The sequence below is a fragment of the Streptomyces albidoflavus genome, from assembly GCF_000719955.1.
GTDB lineage: Bacteria > Actinomycetota > Actinomycetes > Streptomycetales > Streptomycetaceae > Streptomyces > Streptomyces albidoflavus.
Genome location: NZ_JOII01000004.1, coordinates 386,808 through 408,160, shown reverse-complemented (window position 1 = coordinate 408,160; position 21,353 = coordinate 386,808). Strand labels below are relative to the sequence as shown.

General features: G+C 72.5%; 17 protein-coding genes, 1 pseudogene and 1 riboswitch. Of the genes and pseudogenes, 9 read left to right on the top strand and 9 right to left on the bottom strand.

The window, feature by feature from the left end:
• Positions 1–385, bottom strand: a pseudogene (locus IF45_RS0106615) (transposase); the annotation flags it as partial.
• Between the two features lie 139 nt (positions 386–524).
• The gene (locus IF45_RS0106610) at positions 525–1,556 is read right to left on the bottom strand and encodes a LacI family DNA-binding transcriptional regulator (protein ID WP_008409069.1); all 1,032 of its coding nucleotides are present in this window, start codon (positions 1,554–1,556) and stop codon (positions 525–527) included.
• Positions 1,557–1,696: 140 nt separating this feature from the next.
• Here IF45_RS0106610 and IF45_RS0106605 point away from each other — a divergent pair, with 140 nt between their 5' ends.
• From IF45_RS0106605 to IF45_RS0106590, 4 genes are read left to right on the top strand one after another with little or no spacing between them, the layout of a single operon-like run.
• The gene (locus tag IF45_RS0106605) at positions 1,697–2,998 is read left to right on the top strand and encodes an ABC transporter substrate-binding protein (RefSeq protein WP_030306167.1); all 1,302 of its coding nucleotides are present in this window, start codon (positions 1,697–1,699) and stop codon (positions 2,996–2,998) included.
• Positions 2,995–3,888, top strand: a complete 894-nt coding sequence (locus IF45_RS0106600; protein WP_003952187.1) for a carbohydrate ABC transporter permease — start codon at positions 2,995–2,997, stop codon at positions 3,886–3,888. The genes IF45_RS0106605 and IF45_RS0106600 overlap by 4 nt, the downstream gene beginning before the upstream one ends.
• On the top strand, positions 3,885–4,706 hold the full coding sequence (locus IF45_RS0106595; RefSeq protein WP_030306165.1) for a carbohydrate ABC transporter permease: 822 nt from the start codon (positions 3,885–3,887) through the stop codon (positions 4,704–4,706). The genes IF45_RS0106600 and IF45_RS0106595 overlap by 4 nt, the downstream gene beginning before the upstream one ends.
• Positions 4,703–7,129, top strand: coding sequence for a beta-xylosidase/alpha-l-arabinosidase (locus IF45_RS0106590; RefSeq protein ID WP_030306163.1), 2,427 nt, complete (start codon positions 4,703–4,705; stop codon positions 7,127–7,129). The genes IF45_RS0106595 and IF45_RS0106590 overlap by 4 nt, the downstream gene beginning before the upstream one ends.
• 68 nt (positions 7,130–7,197) lie before the next feature.
• Here the strand turns inward: IF45_RS0106590 and IF45_RS0106585 are convergent, their stop codons facing one another.
• The 4 genes from IF45_RS0106585 to IF45_RS0106570 form a co-directional block, all read right to left on the bottom strand.
• On the bottom strand, positions 7,198–8,334 hold the full coding sequence (locus tag IF45_RS0106585) for a PQQ-dependent sugar dehydrogenase (protein WP_003952190.1): 1,137 nt from the start codon (positions 8,332–8,334) through the stop codon (positions 7,198–7,200).
• 208 nt (positions 8,335–8,542) lie between these two features.
• Positions 8,543–9,136 (bottom strand): TetR/AcrR family transcriptional regulator, encoded by a 594-nt coding sequence (locus IF45_RS0106580; RefSeq protein WP_003952191.1) that lies wholly within the window; start codon positions 9,134–9,136, stop codon positions 8,543–8,545.
• A 29-nt stretch (positions 9,137–9,165) separates the two neighbouring features.
• Positions 9,166–10,683, bottom strand: a complete 1,518-nt coding sequence (locus IF45_RS0106575; RefSeq protein ID WP_030306160.1) for an MFS transporter — start codon at positions 10,681–10,683, stop codon at positions 9,166–9,168.
• Between the two features lie 171 nt (positions 10,684–10,854).
• Positions 10,855–11,454 (bottom strand): TetR/AcrR family transcriptional regulator, encoded by a 600-nt coding sequence (locus IF45_RS0106570; protein WP_030306158.1) that lies wholly within the window; start codon positions 11,452–11,454, stop codon positions 10,855–10,857.
• Between the two features lie 333 nt (positions 11,455–11,787).
• Positions 11,788–11,961, top strand: a riboswitch (cobalamin riboswitch).
• 187 nt (positions 11,962–12,148) lie between these two features.
• On the opposite strand from IF45_RS0106570, the gene IF45_RS0106565 reads away from it, so the two are divergent.
• The 5 genes from IF45_RS0106565 to IF45_RS0106545 are packed head-to-tail and all read left to right on the top strand — an operon-like array spanning position 12,149 to position 17,583.
• Positions 12,149–13,672 (top strand): CoA-acylating methylmalonate-semialdehyde dehydrogenase, encoded by a 1,524-nt coding sequence (locus IF45_RS0106565; protein ID WP_015506714.1) that lies wholly within the window; start codon positions 12,149–12,151, stop codon positions 13,670–13,672.
• A gap of 5 nt (positions 13,673–13,677) precedes the next feature.
• Positions 13,678–14,826 (top strand): acyl-CoA dehydrogenase family protein, encoded by a 1,149-nt coding sequence (locus IF45_RS0106560; RefSeq protein WP_008414799.1) that lies wholly within the window; start codon positions 13,678–13,680, stop codon positions 14,824–14,826.
• Entirely contained in the window at positions 14,823–15,890 is a 1,068-nt protein-coding gene (locus IF45_RS0106555; protein ID WP_008414797.1) for an enoyl-CoA hydratase/isomerase family protein, read from the top strand. The genes IF45_RS0106560 and IF45_RS0106555 overlap by 4 nt, the downstream gene beginning before the upstream one ends.
• Positions 15,887–16,783 (top strand): 3-hydroxyisobutyrate dehydrogenase, encoded by an 897-nt coding sequence (mmsB, locus tag IF45_RS0106550; RefSeq protein ID WP_018468824.1) that lies wholly within the window; start codon positions 15,887–15,889, stop codon positions 16,781–16,783. The genes IF45_RS0106555 and mmsB overlap by 4 nt, the downstream gene beginning before the upstream one ends.
• The gene (locus IF45_RS0106545) at positions 16,780–17,583 is read left to right on the top strand and encodes an enoyl-CoA hydratase (RefSeq protein ID WP_008409089.1); all 804 of its coding nucleotides are present in this window, start codon (positions 16,780–16,782) and stop codon (positions 17,581–17,583) included. The genes mmsB and IF45_RS0106545 overlap by 4 nt, the downstream gene beginning before the upstream one ends.
• A 111-nt stretch (positions 17,584–17,694) precedes the next feature.
• On the opposite strand, the gene IF45_RS0106540 is transcribed toward IF45_RS0106545, so the two are convergent.
• Genes IF45_RS0106540 through IF45_RS0106530 form a run of 3 tightly spaced genes read right to left on the bottom strand, consistent with a single transcriptional unit; the run spans position 17,695 to position 21,301 of the window.
• Positions 17,695–18,870, bottom strand: coding sequence for a bifunctional 2-methylcitrate synthase/citrate synthase (locus IF45_RS0106540; RefSeq protein WP_008409090.1), 1,176 nt, complete (start codon positions 18,868–18,870; stop codon positions 17,695–17,697).
• Between the two features lie 17 nt (positions 18,871–18,887).
• A complete protein-coding gene (gene prpB / locus IF45_RS0106535) occupies positions 18,888–19,793 on the bottom strand; it encodes a methylisocitrate lyase (RefSeq protein ID WP_008409091.1) in 906 nt (301 codons plus the stop codon).
• Positions 19,793–21,301, bottom strand: a complete 1,509-nt coding sequence (locus IF45_RS0106530) for an MmgE/PrpD family protein (protein ID WP_008409092.1) — start codon at positions 21,299–21,301, stop codon at positions 19,793–19,795. The genes prpB and IF45_RS0106530 overlap by 1 nt, the downstream gene beginning before the upstream one ends.
• Positions 21,302–21,353: the final 52 nt, after the last annotated feature.

Below are 21,353 nucleotides of genomic sequence, written 5' to 3'. Positions count from 1 at the left end.
CCCCGGTCGACAGGATTCGGACCTGTCAGGTCCCCCTTTTCAGGGCCCGCATGTTCACCGAGTCGATCGCGCACCGCGACCAGTCCAGCTCGCCGCGGGCGCCGAGTTCGTCGAGGACCAGGCGGTGGAGCTTGGCCCACACCCTGGCCTTCGACCACTCCGAGAACCGCCGGTGGGCCGTTGCTCCGGACGGGCCGAACGACGCCGAAGGCAGCTGCTGCCAGGTGCAACCCGACGTGGCCACGAAGACGATCGCGGCCAGCACTTCCCGGTCACCGTGCCGACGCCGACCACCGCCCTGCGGCCTCGACGGCACCTCCGGCACCACCCGCTGGAACAACTCCCACAACTCGTCCGGCACCAACCGCTCAACGATCCCCACCATGACGCACAGAATACCGAGCCAACCAAATGAGATGAACTCTAAACGGAGTTTGGTCGACACGAACGTGGACAACCCCGACCGCAAGGTGCGGCTGAGCTTCTTGGGCTGAGGCCGACGGGTGGGCCTCAGGGCCCATTGTTCAGCCCCCCGCCGGCGCCCCCGTGCTCTTCCGGACCACCAGGCTCGTGGCCAGTTCCAGGCGGGTGGAGACCGGTTCCCTGTCCCGTAGGCGCAGCAGCATCTGGGTGGCCTCCTCCGCCATCTGGCGGAGGGGCTGGTGGATGGTGGTCAGGGCGGGGCTGGCCCAGCGGGCGAGGGAGACGTCGTCGTAGCCGACGACCGAGAGGTCGTGGGGGACGCGGAGGCCCTGGACCCGGGCGGCTTCCAGGACGCCGAGGGCCTGGAGGTCGCTGCCGGCGAAGATCGCGGTGGGGGGCCGGGGGCGGGAGAGCATCTCGGTGGCGCGGTCGTAGCCGCCCTCCACGTGGAAGTCGCCGAACAGGATGAGTGCGGGGTCGACTTCGAGCCCCGCCATGGTCATCGCCGACCGGTAGCCGTCGAGCCGGGCGCGGGAGCAGAGCATGTCCTCGGGGCCGGTGATGACGCCGATGCGCCGGTGGCCGCACTCGATGAGGTGGCGGGTGGCGGCCAGTCCGCCGTTCCAGTTGGCCGATCCCACCGAGGGCACGTCGGGGTCCGGGTCGCCCGCCGGGTCGATGATGACGAAGGGGATCGAACGCGCCCTGAGCTGCTCCTTCACCTCGCCGGGCAGGGCGGAGAAGACCAGGACGACACCGAGCGGACGGCGTTGGAGCATCGCCTCCATCCAGTCGGGGCCCGGCGCGTGGCGCGTTCCGCTCTCGGTGAGGACGACGCCGGCGCCGTGGGTCTTGGCGACGTTCTCCACGCCCCGGATCAGTTCCATCGCCCAGATGCTCTCCAGCTCGTGGAAGACGATCTCGATGAGGGGCGCCTCGTGGGCCGACCGTGTGGTGCGCCGGTACGCGTGCGCCTCCAGCAGGCGTTCCACCTTGATCCGGGTGGGGGCCGCCACGTCCTGCCGCCCGTTGAGGACTTTCGAAACTGTCGAAATGGAGACGCCGGCCCGCTGGGCCACCTGCGCCAGGGTGATGCGGCCCGTCTTCTCGTCATCGCGCATGGCCAGGAGCATAGATCACGGGCCAACTGCCGCCCAGACGTAACGCTTTGATAACCCGGTGACCGAGGGTTGACCCCCTGCGAGGGGGAGTCCTAGCGTCCCGACCCACGAAGTTTCGGCACTGTGTCGAAAAAGTTTCGAAGGGTGGGTCGATGAGACAACGCGCACGGTTCTCGCGGACCGTCGTCGTCGGTGCTGCCGCACTGGCATTGGTGCTGCCCCTGTCCGGGTGCGGGGCGGACTCCGGTGCGGCCGCCGACGACACCATCCGCGTCCTGGTCTACGGGGACGCGGCGAACAAGGTGGAGAAGGAGATCGTCGCCACCTTCAACAAGACGTCGAAGGTGAAGGCCGTCCTGGACACCATCCCGGGCGCCGACTACCAGGCCAAACTCCAGACGATCATCAACAGCAAGCAGGCGCCCGACGTCTTCTTCAACTGGGGCGGCGGCAGCATCAAGCCGTTCGTCGACGCCGACCTGCTGCTCCCGCTGGACCCGTTCATCGAGGAGGACCCCGCCCTCAAGGAGAAGTTCCTGCCGTCCGTCTTCAACAGCGCGGTGGTCGACGGCGCCTCCTACGGGGTCCCCATGCGCGGGACGCAGCCCGTGCTGCTCTTCCACAACGGCAAGGTCCTGAAGAAGGCGGGCGTCGAACCGCCCGAGACCTGGGACGACCTGCTCGCGGCGGTCATGGCGCTGAAGTCGGACGGCGTCACCCCGATCGCGCTGGGCGGCGGCGACCGGTGGCCGACGCTGATGTGGTTCGAGTACCTCTACGACCGCATCGCCGGCCCGGAACTCTTCGAGAAGGCGCTCGCGGGCGACCGGGAGGTCTGGGCGAGCCCGGACAGCCGCGAGGCGCTGGGCAAGATCAGGGAACTGGTCGACGCGGGGGCCTTCGGCACCAACTACGACTCGGTGAAGTTCACCGACCAGGGCTCCGCCACCCTCCTGGCGACCGGCAAGGCCGCCTTCGAGCTGATGGGCTCGTGGGAGTACTCGACGCAGCAGGACGCGCACCCCGAGTTCGCCGAGAACGACCTCGGGTACAGCGCCTTCCCCTCCGTCGAAGGCGGCAAGGGCGACCAGGCCAACATCGTCGGCAACACCAACAACTTCTACTCCGTGCTCAAGCGGACGAAGCACCCGGAGGCCGCCGCCGAGTTCCTGAAGCTCATGTACTCGGACCAGTTCGTCAAGGCGCAGCTCGGCATCGGCAACCTGCCGACCACCACCAACACCGAGGAGTTCCTGGACACCGCGGCCAGCCCCGAGTTCGCCACGTTCCAGTACGACCTGGTCAAGGAGGCCCCCGCGTTCCAGCTCTCCTGGGACCAGGCGTACCCGCAGTCGGCGGCCACCTCGATGTACCAGGCGCTCCAGCAGTTCTTCAACGGCTCGCTGGACGAGGACGCCTTCATCGCGGCCATGCAGGCGCTGCCGACCCCATGACCCGAACCGCGACCCCCGCCGGACCGGCCCGCCCGGGATTCCTCTGGGCGGTCCCCGCCGCCGTCTTCTTCGGCCTCTTCGCCGTCGTCCCGCTCGTCATGGTCGCCGTCCTCTCGTTCGCCCACTGGGACGGGCTGAGCGGCCCGGAGTTCGCCGGGCTCGACAACTGGCGGACGCTGCTCGACGACCCGGTCATGCTCAAGAGCCTCTGGCTGAGCGTCCTGCTCACCGCGCTCGGGGTCCTCGTCCAGACCCCGCTGAGCATCCTGCTCGGCGTCTGGGCGGCGGGGCACCAGCGCAACCGGGCCGTCCTGTCCGCCGTCTACTTCGTCCCGATGCTGCTCTCCATCGCCGCCGTCTCCGTGCTGTGGCGCGCCGTCCTCGACCCCAACCTCGGGGTGCCCGCACACGCCGCCTGGCTCTTCGGCGACGGCAACCTGTTCGGGTCGCAGGCCACCGCGATCGGCGTCCTCGTCTTCGTCAGCACCTGGCAGTTCACGCCCCTGCACACACTGATCTACCAGGGCGCGGCGCGGGCGATACCGCAGGTCCTCTACCAGGCGGCGCAGATCGACGGCGCGGGCACCGTCCGGCAGTTCTTCCACATCACCCTGCCGCAGCTGCGCAACGCGCTCATCACCTCGGTGATCCTCATGGTGGTCGGCGGACTCACCACCTTCGACACCGTGCTCATCCTGACCCAGGGCGGACCGGGCAGCGACACCACCATCAGCGCGTTCTACATGTACCAGAAGGCGTTCAAGAGCTTCGACTACGGAGCGGCCTCCGCCGTCGCCCTGCTCCTGGTCCTCGTCTCCACGGTCATCTCCCTGGTCGTGGTGCGGCTCTCGGGCTACGACAAGATGCGCAGCACGATGGAGGGGCTGTGAGCAGGACCCGTCCGAACTTCCTCGCCGGCTTCGGCTCGCTGGTCTGGCTCCTGGTCGTGGGGCTGCCGCTGTACGTGATGCTCGTCGCCACGTTCCAGTCGCGCCCCGACTACGCGGCCAACGGACCGCTGGCCCTTCCCGGCCGCTTCACGCTCGACAACTACCTCGACGTCCTCGACAGCGGCTTCGCGCAGTACTTCCTCAACACCCTCGTCGTCACCGTCTGCGTGGTGGGCATCGTCCTCCTGCTCGTCCCGCCGCTGGCCTACACCATCGTCAGGAGCCGGGGCCGCGCCACCGGCACGGTCTTCCGGCTGTTCCTCCTGGGGCTGGCGATCCCCTCGCAGGCCGTCATCGTCCCGATGTTCTTCGTCATCAGCGAGGCCGGTCTCTACGACAGTCTCATCGGCGTCATCCTGCCGACCGCCGCCTTCGCCATGCCGGTCAGCACCCTGATCCTGTCGGGGGTGATGCGGGACATCACCCCCGACCTGTACGAGGCGATGACGGTCGACGGCGCCTCGCCGCGCCGGGTCTTCTTCCAGCTGGTGCTGCCGCTGTCCCGGAGCGGACTGTCGACCATCGTCGTCTTCTCCGCCCTCCAGGCGTGGAACGGCTTCCTGTTCCCCCTCGTCCTGACGCAGTCGGCCGAGACCAAGGTGATCACGCTGGGGCTCTACGAGTTCCAGACCGAACACGGGGTCGACACCCCTGGTCTGCTCGCCGCCGTCGTCCTGTCCATGCTCCCCATCCTGCTCGTCTACCTGTTCGCTCGCCGGTCCCTGGTGCAGGGGCTGATGGGGGTAGGAGGAAAGTGACCGCCAACATCGACCACGCCGGAACCGGGACACCCCCGGCGGCCACGGACCGCCTCACCGGGCCCTGGCACGACACCACCCTCACCCCCGAGGCCAGGGCCGACGCCCTGCTCGCCACCATGACCCTCCAGGAGAAGACCGCCCAGCTCGTCGGCGTCTGGGTGGGCGCCTCCGACGAGGGCGGCGAAGTCGCCCCGTTCCAGCACGACATGGAGGAACCCGTCGACCTCGACGAGCTGCTTCCGCACGGGCTCGGCCAGCTGACCCGCCCGTTCGGGACGGCCCCGGTCGACCCGGCCGTGGGCGCCCTCTCGCTGGCCCGCACCCAGGAGCGGATCACCGGCGCCAACCGGTTCGGTATCCCGGCCCTCGCCCACGAGGAATGCCTCGCGGGCTTCGCCACCTGGGGCGCGACCGCCTACCCGGTACCGCTCTCCTGGGGCGCCACCTTCCACCCGGAGCTGGTCGGGGAGATGGCCGCCGCGATCGGCCGGGACCTGCGCTCCGTCGGCGTGCACCAGGGGCTCGCCCCCGTGCTCGACGTCGTACGGGACGCCCGGTGGGGCCGTGTCGAGGAGACGATCGGCGAGGACCCGTACCTGGTGGGAACGGTCGCCACCGCCTATGTGCGGGGACTGGAGTCGGCCGGGGTCGTCGCCACGCTCAAGCACTTCGCCGGGTACTCCGCCTCCCGCGCGGGCCGCAACCTCGCCCCCGTCGGCATGGGCGCGCGGGAGCGGGCCGACGTCATCCTGCCCCCGTTCGAGATGGCCGTCCGGGAGAGCGGCGTACGGTCCGTCATGCACGCCTACACCGACACCGACGGCATCCCTTCCGCCGCCGACGGCCCGCTGCTGACCGGTCTGCTCCGCGACACCTGGGGCTTCGGGGGGACCGTCGTCGCGGACTACTTCGGCATCGCCTTCCTGAAGACGCTGCACGGCGTGGCCGGGAGCTACGGGGAAGCGGCCGCCGCCGCACTCGGCGCCGGCGTGGACGTGGAGCTGCCGACCGTGAAGACCTTCGGCCGTCCGCTGGCCGACGCCCTCGCCGAGGGCCTCGTTCCTGAGGCGCTGGTGGACCGGGCGGTACGCCGCGTGCTGGTCCAGAAGGCGCAGCTCGGGCTGCTGGACGCGGAGTGGAGCCCGGTGCCGCCGGTGCTGGCGGCGGCGGAGGACGCCGATCCCGAGGCGCTGCGCGGCACCGTCCGTCTCGACACCGAGGAGAACCGCACGCTCGCCCGCCGCGTCGCCGAAGAGGCCGTCGTCCTCCTGCGCAACGACGGCACCCTGCCCCTGGCGGCGGACCCGCCCGCCGGAGCCCCCGCCCGCATCGCCCTCGTCGGGCCCAACGCCGACACCCCCACCGCCGTCCTCGGCTGCTACTCCTTCCCCGTCCACGTGGGAGGCCGGCACCCCGGGACCCCGCTCGGCCTCGCCCTGCCCACCCTGCGCGAGGCCCTGGCGGCGGAGTTCCCGCACAGCGAGATCGTCACCACGCCGGGTGCCGCCCTCGACGGACGGGACACCGACGGCTTCGGCGAGGCCCTCGCCCTGGCCGAAGGCGCCGACCTCGTGATCGCCGCACTCGGCGACCGGGCCGGCCTCTTCGGGCGCGGCACGAGCGGAGAGGGCTGCGACGCGGAGGACCTGGAACTCCCTGGCGTCCAGAAGCAGTTGCTCGACGCCCTCCTCGACACGGGCACCCCCGTCGTCGTGACTCTGCTCGCCGGACGCCCCTACGCCCTCGGGCGCGCGGCCGACGAGGCCGCCGCCGTGGTGCAGGCGTTCTTCCCCGGCGAGGAAGGGACACGGGCCGTCGCCTCGGTGCTCAGCGGCCGCACCGCCCCCTCCGGCCGGCTGCCCGTCAGCGTGCCGCGCCACCCCGGCTCCCAGCCCTCCACCTACCTGGCGGCGCGGCTGGGCCACGCCAGCGAGGTGTCCCACGCCGACCCGACCCCGGCCTTCGGCTTCGGCCACGGCCTGACGTACACCGTCTTCACGTGGAGCGACCTCGTCGTAGAGCGTGAACAGGCGTCCACCGAAGGCGAGTTCACCCTGTCCTGCACCGTCCGCAACACCGGCGGACGGGAGGGGACGGAAGTGGTCCAGGTCTATCTGCACGACCCGGTCGCCTCCGTCGTCCAGCCGGTGCAGCGCCTCATCGGGTACGTGCGCCTCGGCCTGCGCCCGGCGGAGGCGGCCAGGGTGCGGATGACGGTTCCGGCGGACCTCGCCTCCTTCACCGGGCGCGAGGGCCACCGGATCGTCGAGCCGGGCGCTCTCGAACTGCGGCTGGGCCCGTCGAGCACCGACACGCGCCTCGTGGCCCGCCTCACGCTCACCGGGCCGGTGCGCACGGTCGACCACACCCGGCGGCTGCACATGGGGGTCGAGACGGAGGTCCTGAGGGACGCGCCGTAGCCCGGCAGGGACCGGCGGGAAAGCTCTTCCCCCCGGTCCCTGCCGGGCAGTCGCCGTGCCGCTCGGTCCTACGCGGGGTCGATGCGCTGGATCTCGCCGCCGATGTTGAGGACGTACAGCTCACCGTCGCCGGACTCGGCGAACGAGATGACCTCGCCGCCGCTGACGCCGAGGTCGCCCTCGCCGGTCACCTGGCCGTTCTCGATCTGCAGGGTGCGGATCGTTCCGTCGCAGTAGTCGCTGAACACGTACTGCCCCTGGAGCTCCGGCAGCGCCTCGCCCCGGTAGACGTAGCCACCGGTCACCGAGCAGCCCAGGCCGCTGCGGTCGTACTCGTGGACCGGCGGGACGTGGTTGGCGGGCTCGGTGCCGCCCCGGAAGGGGTGGTTGCCCTCCATCGAGGACCAGCCGTAGTTCTCGCCGCCCGTGCTGTCGGCCGGGGCCCAGTCGATCTCCTCCCAGTCGCTCTGCCCGACATCGCCGATCAGCAGGTCGCCCGTGCCCTTGTCGAAGGAGAACCGCCAGGGGTTGCGGAGCCCGTACGCCCAGATCTCGTCCCGCGCCTCCGGGTCGTCCACGAAGGGGTTGTCGGCCGGGATCGCGTACGGGTCGCCGCCGCTCGGGTCGATCCGCAGGATTTTGCCGAGCAGGGTGTCCAGGTTCTGTCCGTTGCCGTGCGGGTCGCCGCCCGAACCGCCGTCGCCCAGCGCGATGTAGAGGTAGCCGTCGGGGCCGAAGGTGATGGCCCCGCCGTTGTGGTTGGAGTACGGCTGTTCCTGGGTGAGGACGGTGCGCCGGCTGTCGGGCTGGACGGCGCCGTCCTCCACGGCGAACTCCTCGACGGTGCTGGTGCCTTCGAGGTCGGTGTAGGAGAGGTAGAAGTGCGCGAGGCTCTCGTCGAACGCGATGCCCAGCAGGCCGCGTTCGCCGTCCGTCGTGGTCTGGTCGGAGATGTCGAGCACCGGCTCGCTCAGCCCCTCACCGTCCAGGACCCTGACGGTGCCCGCGCGTTCCGCGATCCACACGGTGTCGTCCGGACCGGCGGCGCCGGCGGTCGGGTTCTGAGCCTTGGCCACATCCGTGAGGGTGACCGCGTCCGGCCGGGCCGGGGTGTCGGGCTCGTCGGCCGAAGCCGTGGCCAAGGCCACGGATGCGACGAGGCAGAGGGTGCCGAGAACGGCGGAGCATCTGGTGCGAACGTTCACCGTGGCCTCCTGGAGGCGGCGACATGGGGGGAGTTCACCCGGCTGCTCGGGGTGGAGCTGCGTGCGTGGGGCCCGAGCCAGTAAGCACCCGGGTGGGGGATCGGTGAGTCACTGGCCACGGTTGAGGATAGGGGGACGGAAGGGTTTGGCCTAGACCATCGGTACCGTCATTTGCCACCGTCCAGGGCGAGTTGGGCGCGGACCGGTGCTACTCGGCGGTCTTCGCGGCCTGTGTCAGTGCCGCGGATTCCAGCATGGCGCCGATCGTCTCGGGGCTCAGGGTGGCCAGATGGGGGAAGAGGCCGCTGGAGCGCAGGGCGATGACGCCGGCCAGGCAGGAGACCAGCACCTCGGCACGGGCCTTCGGATCCTCGGCCCCCTCCTTAGCCAGCCGGGCGGCGAGCGGGGCGACCAGGCGGGCCCGCATCTCCTCGGCCGCCGAGACGCGGGCCTCGGGGGCGTGGCCCTGGGAGAGCAGGGCCTGGACCAGCGGGCCCGGGGCGCCCCGCCGGTCGGCGCGGTCGAGGGCGTAGGCGGTGAACGAGGCGAGGTCGGCGGGTTCCGGGGAGGCCGCCACCTCGCGGCTCTCCTCGGCGACGGCCGACCGGTACAGGGCGGCCTTGCTGCCGAAGTACCGCGCGACCAGGGAGCCGTCCGCCCCGGCCCGCTCGCCGATCTCCCGCAGGGTCACCGCCTCGTAGCCGTGCCGGCCGAACAGTTCGCGTGCGGCTTCCAGCAGTGCGGCCCGGGTGGCGTCCGCGTCGCGCTTCCTGCCTCGCGAGGGGCCCGAGGGTACGCCCATGGCTGGTCCTTTCCGTCCCGGCTCGTGGTTCAGCGCCGGGGATCGCGGCGGACGATACCCGACGTGACCTCGGCCGTCCGCGCCTGCGGTGCCGGACGCCGGGTCGCGACCGGCTCCGCCACGGCGGCGGAGCGGCGACCGGGTGGCAGGACGACGGCCACGACGAAGCCGAGGAAAGCCGCCCCGGCGGTCACCAGGAGGGCGGTGGTGTAGGCGGAGCCCTCGGGGACGTTGCCGCCGGGCGGGGTGTGGGCGAGCAGGACGGCCGAGACGGCGGCGCTGCCCACGGAGCCGCCGACCGTGCGCAGGACCTGGTTGAAGCTAGTGGCGCTGGCGGTCTCGGACGGCGGCACGTGCCGGACGATGAGCAGCGGCATCACCGCGTACGCCGCCCCCACACCCGCCCCCAGCAGAAAGGTGCCGAGGGCGAGTACGGCCACGTGGTCGCGCCACAGGGCCAGCATGAGCAGGTCGGCGGTGACCACGAGGGAGCCCACGGGAAGGACCTTGTACGGCCCGAACCGGGAGACCAGCGCCGAGGCGGCGCGATTGGCCGTCAGGCTGCCGAGGGAGATCGGCAGCAGCACCAGCCCCGTCGCGGTGAGGGAGAGGTCGAAGCCGTATCCGGAGCCGGAGGGGACCTGCGTGTAGAGGTTGACCAGGGACAGCACGCCGAACATGCCGATGCCGGTGAGCAGCGCGGTCGCGTTGGCGGCGAGGACGGCACGGTTGCGGACCAGGCGGATGTCGACCAGCGGCGAGGGGGTCCGCAGAGCCTGGACGGCCCAGACCACGAGCACCACGGTGCCGCCGCCGAGGCAGCCGAGGGTCGCCGCCGACGCCGGACCCCACGCCATGCCCTGGCTCAGCGCCAGGAGGATCAGGGCCAGGCCCGAGCAGAGCAGGGCCGCGCCCGTCACGTCGAGCGGACGCCGGGGGTTGCTCGATCCCACGGGCACCACCCACCCCACGACCACCAGCGCGAGACCGCTCAGCAGCGCGGCGAACCAGAAACCGGCGCGGTAGTCGAGGTGCTGGGCGATGACGCCGGTCAAGGGGTAGCCGATCCCCGCGCCCACGGACGTCGTGACCGAGAGGGAGGCGATCCCGGAGCGCATCCGGTCGGCGGGCAGATGTTCCCGGGCCACGGAGATCGCCAGCGGCAGCAGCCCCATGCCCACGCCCTGCAGGACCCGCCCCACCAGCAGCCAGGCGAAGCCGGGAGCCGCCGCCGCGAGGACACTGCCGGCCAGCACGCTGGCCAGGGCCCCCTGGATGGCACCGCGCCGCCGCGGCCCGTCGCCGAGCCGCCCCAGCACCGGACCGGCGACGGCTCCGGCCAGCAGGGTCGCGGTCAGCATCCACTGGGCGGCGCTGAGGGAGACGTGCTGCTCGCGGGCGACGGTCGGCACCATGGGCGCCCCCAGCGTGCTCACCACGGAGACGGTCAGCGCGGTGAACATCAGCGAGGGGAGGAGGAACCGCCGCCGGCCCGTCTCGCTCCGGCGGCCCTCGACGGGGGCCCTGTCCGCGTGCGGTACGGCCATGTGCGGGGTGTCCTTCCGGTGGGGCTTCTGGCGTGGGGGTTCTGAGGGCGATGACCTCCACGGAATGTCATCAATGGATGTCATCGGTCAATGACATAAGTTACCGGACGTGGATCCCGGGCCGGCCGGGTGGGGCGGGGGCGGTCGGTCGGAATCCGCCCCGCCCCGCCGTCACCGCCGGGCGGCGGAGGTGAGTGCGGGGGAGGCGTCGAACAGGGCGTGGACGGCCCCGGTCACCTGGGCGGTGACGGCCTCGGGAGTGGAGGAGTCGAGCTTGCCGTCGAGGTGGAGGAAGGCCAGGCCGTGGACGAGCGCCCAGACCGTGGTGGACAGCGCCTCCGCGTCGGCCCCCGGGAAGGTGGTGCGGACGATGGAGCGGACGTACTCGTGGATGGCGTTGGTGGCGGCGACCCGTTCCTCGCTGGCCGGGTCGCAGGGCTCGGCGAACATGGCGCGGAACAGTGCCGGGTGGTCCAGAGCGAACCGCACGTACGCGACGGCGACCGTGGCCAGTTCGTCGGGGGTCGAGGGGGTGGGGTGGGCCCCGGCCAGGTGCTCGGCGAGCTCGCGGTAGCCCTCGGCGGCGACGGCGGAGACCAGGGCCTCGCGGTCCGCGTAGTGACGGTAGGGCGCCGTCGCCGACACCCCCGCGCGCCGGGCGACCGCGCGCAGGGAGAGGCCCGCGCTGCCGTCCTCCTCCAGGAGCTCGCGCGCCGCTCGCAGGCAGGCGGCGCGCAGATCACCGTGGTGGTAGGCGCTGGTCCTGGCCATGGGGTCACTCCTTATGTGTGCAGAGTTCACATTCCCTGCGCGATGTGAACGATGCGTACATCGTAGTCGATCGACGCGAGGGCCGACCTGTGTGCGGTCCGGCCGGCCGGGGTGGCTCAGGCCGTGCGGCGATCACGCGCCCGGGTGCCGGTGCCGGCGGAGCGGCCGGTCGTCGCCGCGGTCGCGGTGGCCGGCTGTCCCGGCCGTGGGCGTGCTCGCCTCGCGCGTCTGGGTGGCGGTGGGTGCTCGATCCCGTCCCGGAGGCTCGCGAGGCTGCTGACGGCGCCTCGGGAGTTGCGGCGCTCTGGATTTAGTAGGACGTCCAACTATATAGTCGCGGCGAAGGCCCGCGGTGCAGGGAAGTCGGTGTGAATCCGGCACGGTCCCGCCACTGTGACCGGGGAGTGCGCTGTCGAGCGGTACGCCACTGACGAGCTGGATGTCGGGAAGGCGGACGGCGCGCGTCGATCCGGGAGTCAGGATACCGGCCGCGGGATGTTCCGTGTTGTCCACGAGGATGGAGCTGACACGCATGGCACCGGTGTGTACCCACGACCCTGGTGAGCCCGCCGTCTGACGGGGCCTCGGCCATACGCGATCTCGCACCCCTTTCGTACCCGCGCGCCCGTTCGCGTCCGGGTGCGGGTGGGCGTGCGCCATCCCCGTGTCCCTCCTGACGAGAGCAGGCAGAGTCATGGTCCGTGAGCACGAACACGCCGCGGTGCGCGAGTTGACGCACTTCGTCGGCGGCAAGCACGTCCCCGGAACCTCCGGGGCCTACGGAGAGGTGCACGACCCCAACACCGGGGAGGTACAGGCCCTGGTACCCCTCGCGAACCGGGCGGAGACCGAGGCCGCGATCGCCGACGCGGTCGTGGCGCAGCGGGAGTGGGGTGAGTGGAATCCGCAGCGCAGGGCCCGGGTGCTGCTGAGGTTCCTCCAGTTGGTGGAGGGGGAGAGGGACGCGCTGGCCCGGCTGCTCTCCGCCGAGCACGGGAAGACGGTGGCCGACGCGCACGGGGACATCCAGCGGGGTCTGGAGGTCGTCGAGTTCGCGGCGGGCATTCCGCATCTGCTGAAGGGGGAGTTCACCGACAACGCGGGGACGGGCATCGACGTCCACTCGCTGCGTGCTCCGCTCGGGGTGGTCGCCGGCATCACCCCGTTCAACTTCCCGGCGATGATTCCGCTGTGGAAGGCCGCCCCCGCCCTGGCCTGTGGGAACGCCTTCATCCTCAAGCCGTCGGAGCGGGACCCCTCCGTGCCGCTGCGGCTCGCCGAACTGTTCCTGGAGGCGGGTCTGCCGCCCGGCGTGCTGAACGTGGTCAACGGCGGGCGGGAGAGCGTCGACACGCTGCTCGAGGACCCCCGCGTCGCCGCGCTCGGCTTCGTCGGCTCGACGCCGGTCGCCGCCCACGTCTACGCCACCGCCGCCGCGCACGGCAAGCGCGCCCAGTGCTTCGGCGGTGCCAAGAACCACATGATCGTGATGCCGGACGCCGACCTCGACCAGGCCGTCGACGCGCTGATCGGCGCCGGTTACGGCTCGGCCGGTGAGAGGTGCATGGCGATCTCGGTCGCCGTCCCGGTGGGCGAGGAGACCGCGGACGCCCTGGTGGCGCGGTTGAAGGAGCGGATCGCCGGGCTGCGCATCGGCCGCAGCGACGATCCGGAGGCCGACTTCGGCCCCCTCGTCGGCCAGGACGCCGTCGACCGGGTCCGTTCGTACGTCGGACTCGGGGTCGAGGAGGGGGCGGAACTCGTCGTCGACGGGCGGGACTTCGTCCTGGAGGGGCACGAGGGCGGCTTCTTCGCCGGGGCCTCGCTCTTCGACCGGGTGACGCCCGCCATGCGCATCTACCAGGAGGAGATCTTCGGGCCGGTGCTGAGCGTGGTGCGGGCCGCCGACTACGAGGAGGCCCTGCGCCTGCCGAGTGAGCACGTCTACGGCAACGGCGTCGCGATCTTCACCCGGGACGGCGACACCGCCCGCGACTTCACCCGCCGGGTGAACACCGGCATGATCGGCGTCAACGTGCCCATCCCGGTCCCGGTGGCCTACCACACCTTCGGGGGCTGGAAGCGGTCCGGCTTCGGCGACCTGAACCAGCACGGGCCCGACGCCGTCCGCTTCTACACCCGCACCAAGACCGTCACCTCGCGCTGGCCCGCCGGGCTCCGGGAGGGTGCGAGCTTCACCCTCCCGACGATGGGGTGAGCGCGATGACCGCGACGCTCCTGACCGAGGACCAGCAGGCCCTCGTGGAGACCACCCTCGACTTCGCCCAGGACCACCTAGCCCCGCACGCCCTCGACTGGGACCGCGACAAGCACTTCCCCGTCGGCGTCCTGCGCAAGGCGGCCGGGCTCGGCCTCGGCGGCGTGTACGTCCGCGAGGAGTCCGGCGGTTCCGGGCTCAGCCGGGCCGACGGCGTACTCGTCTTCGAGACGCTCGCCTCCGGCTGCCCGTCGATCGCCGGCTACCTCTCGATCCACAACATGGTCGCCTGGATGATCGACCGGTACGGCGACCCCGACCAGCGCGAACGCCTCCTGCCCCGGCTCTGCGCCATGGAGGACCTGGCCAGTTACGCCCTGACCGAGCCGGGTGCCGGTTCGGACGCGGCGGCGCTGACGACCCGGGCCGTGCGGGAGGGGGACGGCTGGACGCTCACCGGCGTCAAGCAGTTCATCTCCGGTGCCGGCGCCGCCCAGGTGTACGTCGTGATGGCCAGGACCGGGGGCGAGGGCGCCGAGGGGATCTCCGCGTTCCTCGTCGACAAGGACGATCCCGGCGTCACCTTCGGGCCCAACGAACGGAAGATGGGGTGGAACGCCCAGCCCACCCGCCAGGTGATCCTGGACGGCGCGCGCCTGCCCAGAGGCCGGCTGCTCGGCCGGGAGGGCGAGGGCTTCCGGATCGCCATGAACGGCCTCAACGGCGGCCGCCTCGGCATCGCCGCCTGCTCGCTGGGCGGTGCCCGCAGCGCCCTGGACCGCAGCCTCGCCCACCTCGCCGACCGGGAGGCGTTCGGCACCCGCCTCCTCGACGCGCAGGCCCTGCGGTTCCGGCTCGCCGACATGGCGACCGAACTGGCCGCCGCCCGCGCCCTGGTCCAGCAGGCGGCCCAGGCACTCGACCGGGGCGACCCGCAGGCGCCGTACCTGTGCGCGATGGCGAAGCGGTTCGCCACCGACACCGGGTTCTCGGTCGCCGACCGGGCGCTCCAGCTGCACGGGGGCTACGGCTACCTCAGCGAGTACGGCATCGAGAAGATCGTCCGCGACCTGCGGGTCCACCAGATCCTGGAAGGCAGCAACGAGATCATGCGCGTCATCGTCGCCCGCGGACTGACGGAGGCGTTCCGGTGAGCGGCGTGCGGTTCCGCCGGGAGGGCCGCGCCGGTCACCTCGTCCTCGACCGGCCCGAGGCGCTCAACGCCCTCACCCACGCGATGGTGCGCGCCGTCGACGCGAAGCTCGCCGCCTGGGAGCACGACCCCGGCGTCGCCACGGTCGTCCTCACCGGCGCGGGGGAGCACGGCCTGTGCGCCGGCGGGGACATCCGCGCCATCCACGACGCCGCGCGCTCCGGTGACGCCACGGCGGCGACCGCGTTCTGGCGCGACGAGTACCGCCTCGACGCGCGGATCGCCCGCTACCCCAAGCCCTACGTCGCGGTCATGGACGGCATCGTGATGGGCGGCGGCGTCGGCCTCTCCGCCCACGGCTCGGTGCGGATCGTCACCGAGCGGTCCAGGATCGCGATGCCCGAGACCGGTATCGGGTTCGTCCCGGACGTCGGGGGGACCTACCTGCTCGCCCTCGCCCCCGGCGAACTGGGCACCTACCTGGCGCTCACGGGTACGCCCGTCGGAGCGGCGGACGCGCTGCTCTGCGGGCTCGCCGACCATTACGTGCCGTCCGCCTCGCTCGGGGCGCTGGTCGCGGACCTCGCCGAACTGCCCGTGGGGGAGGCGCTGGCCCGCCACGTCCAGCCGCCACCGCCGGGAGAGCTGGCCGAGCGGCGGGACGCCGTCGACGCCTGCTTCTCGGCCGGCACCGTCGAGGAGATCGTCCGGCGCCTGAAGGCCCGGGGCACCCCGGCCGGCACGGAGACCGCCACGACCCTGCTCGCCAACTCCCCGACCGCGCTCAAGGTCACCCTGGCCGCCCTGCGACGGGCGCGCCGCCTCGGCCCGCTGGAGCGCGTCCTCGACCAGGAGTACCGGGTCTCCTGCGCCACCCTCACCAGCCCCGACCTGGTGGAGGGCATCCGCGCCCGGGTCATCGACAAGGACCGCGCTCCCCGCTGGTCGCCGCCGACGCTCGGCGAGGTCGGCGACGCGGACGTGGAGCGCTTCTTCACCCCCCTCGGCGAGCGCGAACTCGGCCTCGCCGCCCCATCCGACACCAGCGAGGAGGTGGTCTGGTGAGCCGGACCGTCGCGTTCATCGGGCTCGGGCACATGGGCGGCCCGATGGCCGCCAACCTGGCCGCGGCCGGCCACCGGGTACTCGGCCACGACCTCGTCCCCGAGGCCCTGGCGGAGGCCGCCGCGGCCGGGGTCGAGCCCGCCGCCTCGGCGGCCGGGGCCGTCGCCGTGGCCGACGTGGTCCTCACCATGCTGCCCGCCGGAGGCCATGTCCTCGGCCTCTACGACGAGGTGCTCACCGCCGCCCGGCCCGGCACCCTCTTCGTCGACTGCTCCACGATCGACGTCGCCGACGCCCGGGCCGCCCACGAGCGCGCCGTCGCCGCGGGGATGCGCGCGGTCGACGCGCCCGTCTCCGGGGGAGTGGTGGGCGCCGAGGCGGCCACCCTCACCCTCATGGCGGGCGGCGGCGAGGCGGAGTTCGCCGAGGCCCGCCCCCTGCTGGAGGCGATGGGCAAGAAGGCCGTGCACTGCGGCGGGCCCGGCGCCGGGCAGGCCGCCAAGATCTGCAACAACATGATCCTCGGCATCTCCATGATCGCCGTCAGCGAGGCGTTCGTCCTCGGCGAGAGCCTCGGCCTCTCCCACCAGGCGCTCTACGACGTGGCCTCCACCGCCTCCGGCCAGTGCTGGGCGCTGAGCGTCAACTGCCCCGTCCCCGGCCCGGTCCCCACCAGCCCCGCCAACCGCGACTACCGCCCGGGCTTCGCCGCCTCCCTGATGGCCAAGGACCTGGGCCTCGCGGCCAACGCCGTACGACAGGGGCAGGTCAACGCGGAACTCGGCCTGCGGGCGGCCGAGTTGTACGCGGCCTACGCCGAGCGGGCCGGTGACACCGAGGACTTCTCCGGCATCGTGCGCACCGTCAGGAACCAGAGCGGAGGAACACCATGACCACCACCCCCACCGATCCGGCCGCCGACGGGTACGAGACCGTCCTGGTCGAGCGACGGGGCCGCACCGCCCTGCTGACCCTGAACCGGCCGAAGGCCCTCAACGCGCTCAACCTCCAGGTGATGCGCGAGGTGGTCGCCGCCGCCGAGGCGCTCGACCGGGACCCGGAGTGCGGCTGCATCGTGCTCACCGGTTCGGCCCGGGCGTTCGCCGCCGGCGCCGACATCAAGGAGATGCAGCCGCGGGGCTACCTGGACATGTACCTCGCCGACTGGTTCGCGGCCTGGGACCGCCTCGGCCAGCTCCGGACGCCGACCGTCGCGGCCGTCGCCGGGTACGCCCTCGGCGGCGGCTGCGAACTGGCGATGCTCTGCGACATCCTGCTCGCCGCAGACACGGCCGTCTTCGGCCAGCCGGAGATCAAGCTCGGCGTCATCCCGGGCATCGGCGGCTCGCAGCGGCTGACCCGCGCGGTCGGCAAGGCCAAGGCCATGGAACTGTGCCTGACCGGGCGCACCATGGACGCCGTCGAGGCCGAGCGCGCCGGACTGGTCTCGCGGATCGTCCCCGCCGACGAGCTGGTGGAGGAGGCGATGGCCGTCGCCGAGACCGTGGCGGGCATGTCCCTGCCCGTGGCGATGATGGCCAAGGAGTCGGTCGCCAGGGCCTTCGAGACCACGCTCGCCGAGGGCGTCCGCTTCGAACGCCGCCTCTTCCACGCCGTGTTCGCCACCGCCGACCAGAAGGAGGGCATGGCCGCCTTCACCGACAAGCGGCCACCGGTGTTCGGGCACCGCTGACGTACGGGGCGCGCGGTCGGGTACCGATGGCCAGGTACTCCGCCGTGCGGACGACGCGCTCGCGGTCCGCGAAGGAGGCCGGCTCCTCGCGGACCGCGCCGCCGGGCGACGCTACGCGTCCGGCGCCCCGGCGCCCCTCTGGCGCGCCCGCGAGGCGGGTTCCGGCACGGGCCGCTGCCCTCGGCCGTCGTAGGAGGCCAGCGGTCTGATGAGGGCGTTGTGGCCGAGCTGTTCGGTGATGTGGGCGGTCCAGCCGGTGATGCGGCTCATCACGAAGATGGGGGTGAAGGCCGGGATGTCGAACCCCATCAGGTGGTAGGCGAGTCCGGCGGGGTAGTCCAGGTTCGGGTGGATGCCCCTGCGGGTGAGCACGGCCTCGCGCAGGGCGGTGTGCAGGGCGGCCAGGCGGGTCGCCTCCGGGGTGGCCGTGCGGGCGACCAGCCGGTCCAGGGCCTCCTGCATGATCGGTACGCGGGAGTCGCCGTGCCGGTAGACACGGTGGCCGAAGCCCATGATCTTCCGCTTGGCGGCGAGCGCCTCCGCCAGCCAGGCGCCGGCCCGCGCCGGTTCCCCGATCTCGTGCAGCATGTGCATCACAGCCTCGTTGGCCCCGCCGTGCAGGGGGCCCTTCAGGGCGCCGATGGCGGCGGTGACCGCGCTGTAGAGGTCGGAGAGGGTGGAGGTGACCACCCGGGCGGTGAACGTGGAGGCGTTGAAGCTGTGTTCGGCGTAGAGGATCAGGGAGATCTCGAAGCAGCGGACCACCTCCGGGTCCGGCACCGAGCCGAAGCACATGTGGAAGAAGTTCTCCGCGTACCCGAGAGCGGGGTCGGGCGGGATCGGTGGCAGATCCCGGCGGCGGCGCTGGTCGGCCGCGACCACGGTGGGCAGCCTGGCCAGCAGGGTGAGCGACTTGGCGTGGTGGGCGGCGGGGCTGCCGTCGTCCTCGGTGGGGTCCTCGGCGCCGAAGAAGCTCACGGCGGTGCGCAGGACGTCCATCGGGTGGCACGTCCCGGGCAGCCGGGTGAGCAGCTCCAGCGTGGTCCGGTCCAGCGGGCGCAGGGCGCGTTCGCGGGCCTGGAAGGCGGTGAGCTGGGCCGCGTCGGGGAGTTCGCCGTACCGGAGCAGGTACGCCACCTCCTCGAAGGAGCGGTGGGCGGCCAGGTCCTGCACCGGATAGCCCCGGTAGGTCAGGGAGTTGGTCTCCTGGATGACGGTGGAGATCTCCGTGGTGTCGACGACGACACCGGCGAGGCCGCGGTGGATGCCGGGCGCGGGGGTGGTCATGGGGGCCTGCCTTCGGGTCAGGTGCCGGGCGGGAGGGTGAAGTCGTGGACGGCCGAGTCGAAGGCCGCGTAGTCGGCGTAGCCGAGGTGTTCGTAGAGGCGGGAGCGGGTCTGCATGCGGGGCAGCAGGGACTCCTGGGTGCCCTCGGCGGCGAGGGTGCGCAGCCCGTCCTCGACGGCGCCCATGGCGAGCCGGAGCAGGGTGACCGGGTACAGGGCGATGTTGTAGCCCAGGTTCTCCAGGGTGCGGGTGTCCAGCAGCGGGGTCCTGCCGAACTCGGTGAGGTTGGCGAGCAGCGGCACGTCCACCGCCGCGCGGAACGCCTCGTACTCGGCCTCGCCGGTGAGGGCCTCGGGGAAGATCGCGTCGGCGCCGGCGTCGACGTACGCCTTCGCCCGGTCGACCGCCGCCGCCAGACCTTCGACCGCGCGGGCGTCGGTGCGGGCCATCAGGAGGAAGTCCGGGTCGCGGCGGGCGTCGACGGCGGCCCGGAGGCGGCGGACCATCTCCGTCCGGGAGGTGACGCTCTTGCCGTCCAGGTGGCCGCAGCGCTTGGGGTTGACCTGGTCCTCCAGGTGCAGCCCGGCCAGCCCCGCGTCCTCCATCAGCTGCACGGTCCGCGCGGCGTTCAGCGGTTCGCCGAAGCCGGTGTCGGCGTCGATCAGGACCGGCAGGTCGGTGACCCGGGTGGTCTGCTGGGCGCGGGCGGCGACCTCGGTGGAGGTGGTCAGGCCGATGTCCGGCAACCCCAGATCGGCGGCGAGCACGGCGCCCGAGAGGTAGGCGGCCTCGAAGCCGGCGTCCTGGATCAGCCGGGCGGAGAGCGGGTTGAGCGCTCCCGGCATGCGCAGCAGGCGGCCGGAGGCGAGCTGTTCGCGGAAGGCCCGGCGCCGCCCGGCGGGAGTGGTGCGGGTGTGTCCCATCAGAACAGTCCCTTCGGCAGAGCGGCGTCGTAGGCGTCCACGGCCCCGGTGTCGACCACGGGGAAGAGCCCGTCCAGCCCGGCGGGCGAGAGCCCGGCGAGACGTTCGGCGGTGTCGAGGAACGGGCCGGTCGCGGCCGGGGCGACGAGGCCCTCGGCCAGCGTGCGGAACTTGTCCGCGTACTGCTGGCGTCCGAAGGGGCGGGCGCCGGCCGGGTGGGCGTCGGCGACGGCCAGCTCGTCCTCCAGGACCGTGCCGTCCTCCAGCGTGATCACCACCCGGCCCCCGAAGGCCCGCTGCTCCGGGTCGGGGTGGTGGTAGCGGCGGGTCCACTCCGGGTCCTCGACCGTGGTGATCTTCTGCCAGAGCGCCACGGTCCGCGGACGGCGGGCCCGCTCGGGCGCGTAGGACCGCTCGTGGTGCCAGACGCCGTCCTCCAGCGCGACGGCGAGGATGTACGGCACCGAGTGGTCCAGGGTCTCCCGGCTGGCCGTCGGGTCGTACTTCTGCGGGTCGCCCGCGCCGGAGCCGATGACGTGGTGGGTGTGGTGGCTGGTGTGCAGGACGACCGAGCGGACCTTCTCCAGAGGGCCGGCCTTCTCCCGCAGCCGGCGGGCCAGGTCGATGACGGCCTGGGCCTGGTACTCGGCCGAGTACTCCTTGGTGTAGGTGTCCAGGATCGCGCGCCGCGGCTCGTCCGGGCCGGGCAGCAGCACGGTGTACACGGCCTCCGGCCCGTCGAGCATCCAGGCGAGGAAGCCGTCCTCGCCCTCGTAGACCGGTGAGGGGGAGGTCTCGCCGCGCATCGCCCGGTCCACCGCCTCGACCGCGGCCTTGCCGGCGAAGGCCGGGGCGAACGCCTTCCAGCTGGAGATCTCCCCCTTGCGGGACTGCCGGGTGGCGGTGGTGGTGTGCACGGCCTGCTGCACCGCCTGGTACACCGTCCCGGTGTCCAGCCGCAGCAGGGCGCCCAGGCCGCAGGCGGTGGCCGCGGACAGGTGGGCGACGTGGTCGATGCGGTGGGCGTGCAGGCAGATGCCGCGCACCAGCGCCACGTGCACCTCGTACGCCGCGACGATGCCGCGCAGCAGGTCGGCGCCGGAGCGGCCGGTGTGCTGGGCGACGGCGAGCAGCGGGGGGATGGTGTCCCCGGGGTGCGCGTAGTCGGCCGCCAGGTAGGTGTCGTGGAAGTCCAGCTCACGCACGGCGGTGCCGTTGGCCCAGGCCGCCCACTCCGGGGAGACCCGCTCGGCGCTGCCGAAGACCGAGGCGCCCGGGGCGCTCGCGCCGTGGGCCACGGCCTGGGCGCGGGCGACGGCGACCGGGCGGCGGAGCAGGGAGGCGACGGCGACCGAGGCGTTGTCGATCACCCGGTTGACGGCCATCGCCGCGCTGTCGGCCTCCGGCACCCCGGTGGCGGTGGCCACCTCGGCCAGCTTCCAGGCGAGCTGCTCCTCCCGGGCCAGCCGGTCGGCGCTGGGGTGGACACGGACGTGGTGCTCGATCACGGGACTCCTCGTGGTCTCGGGCGGTCCTGACGGATACGGACGTGATCAGAGG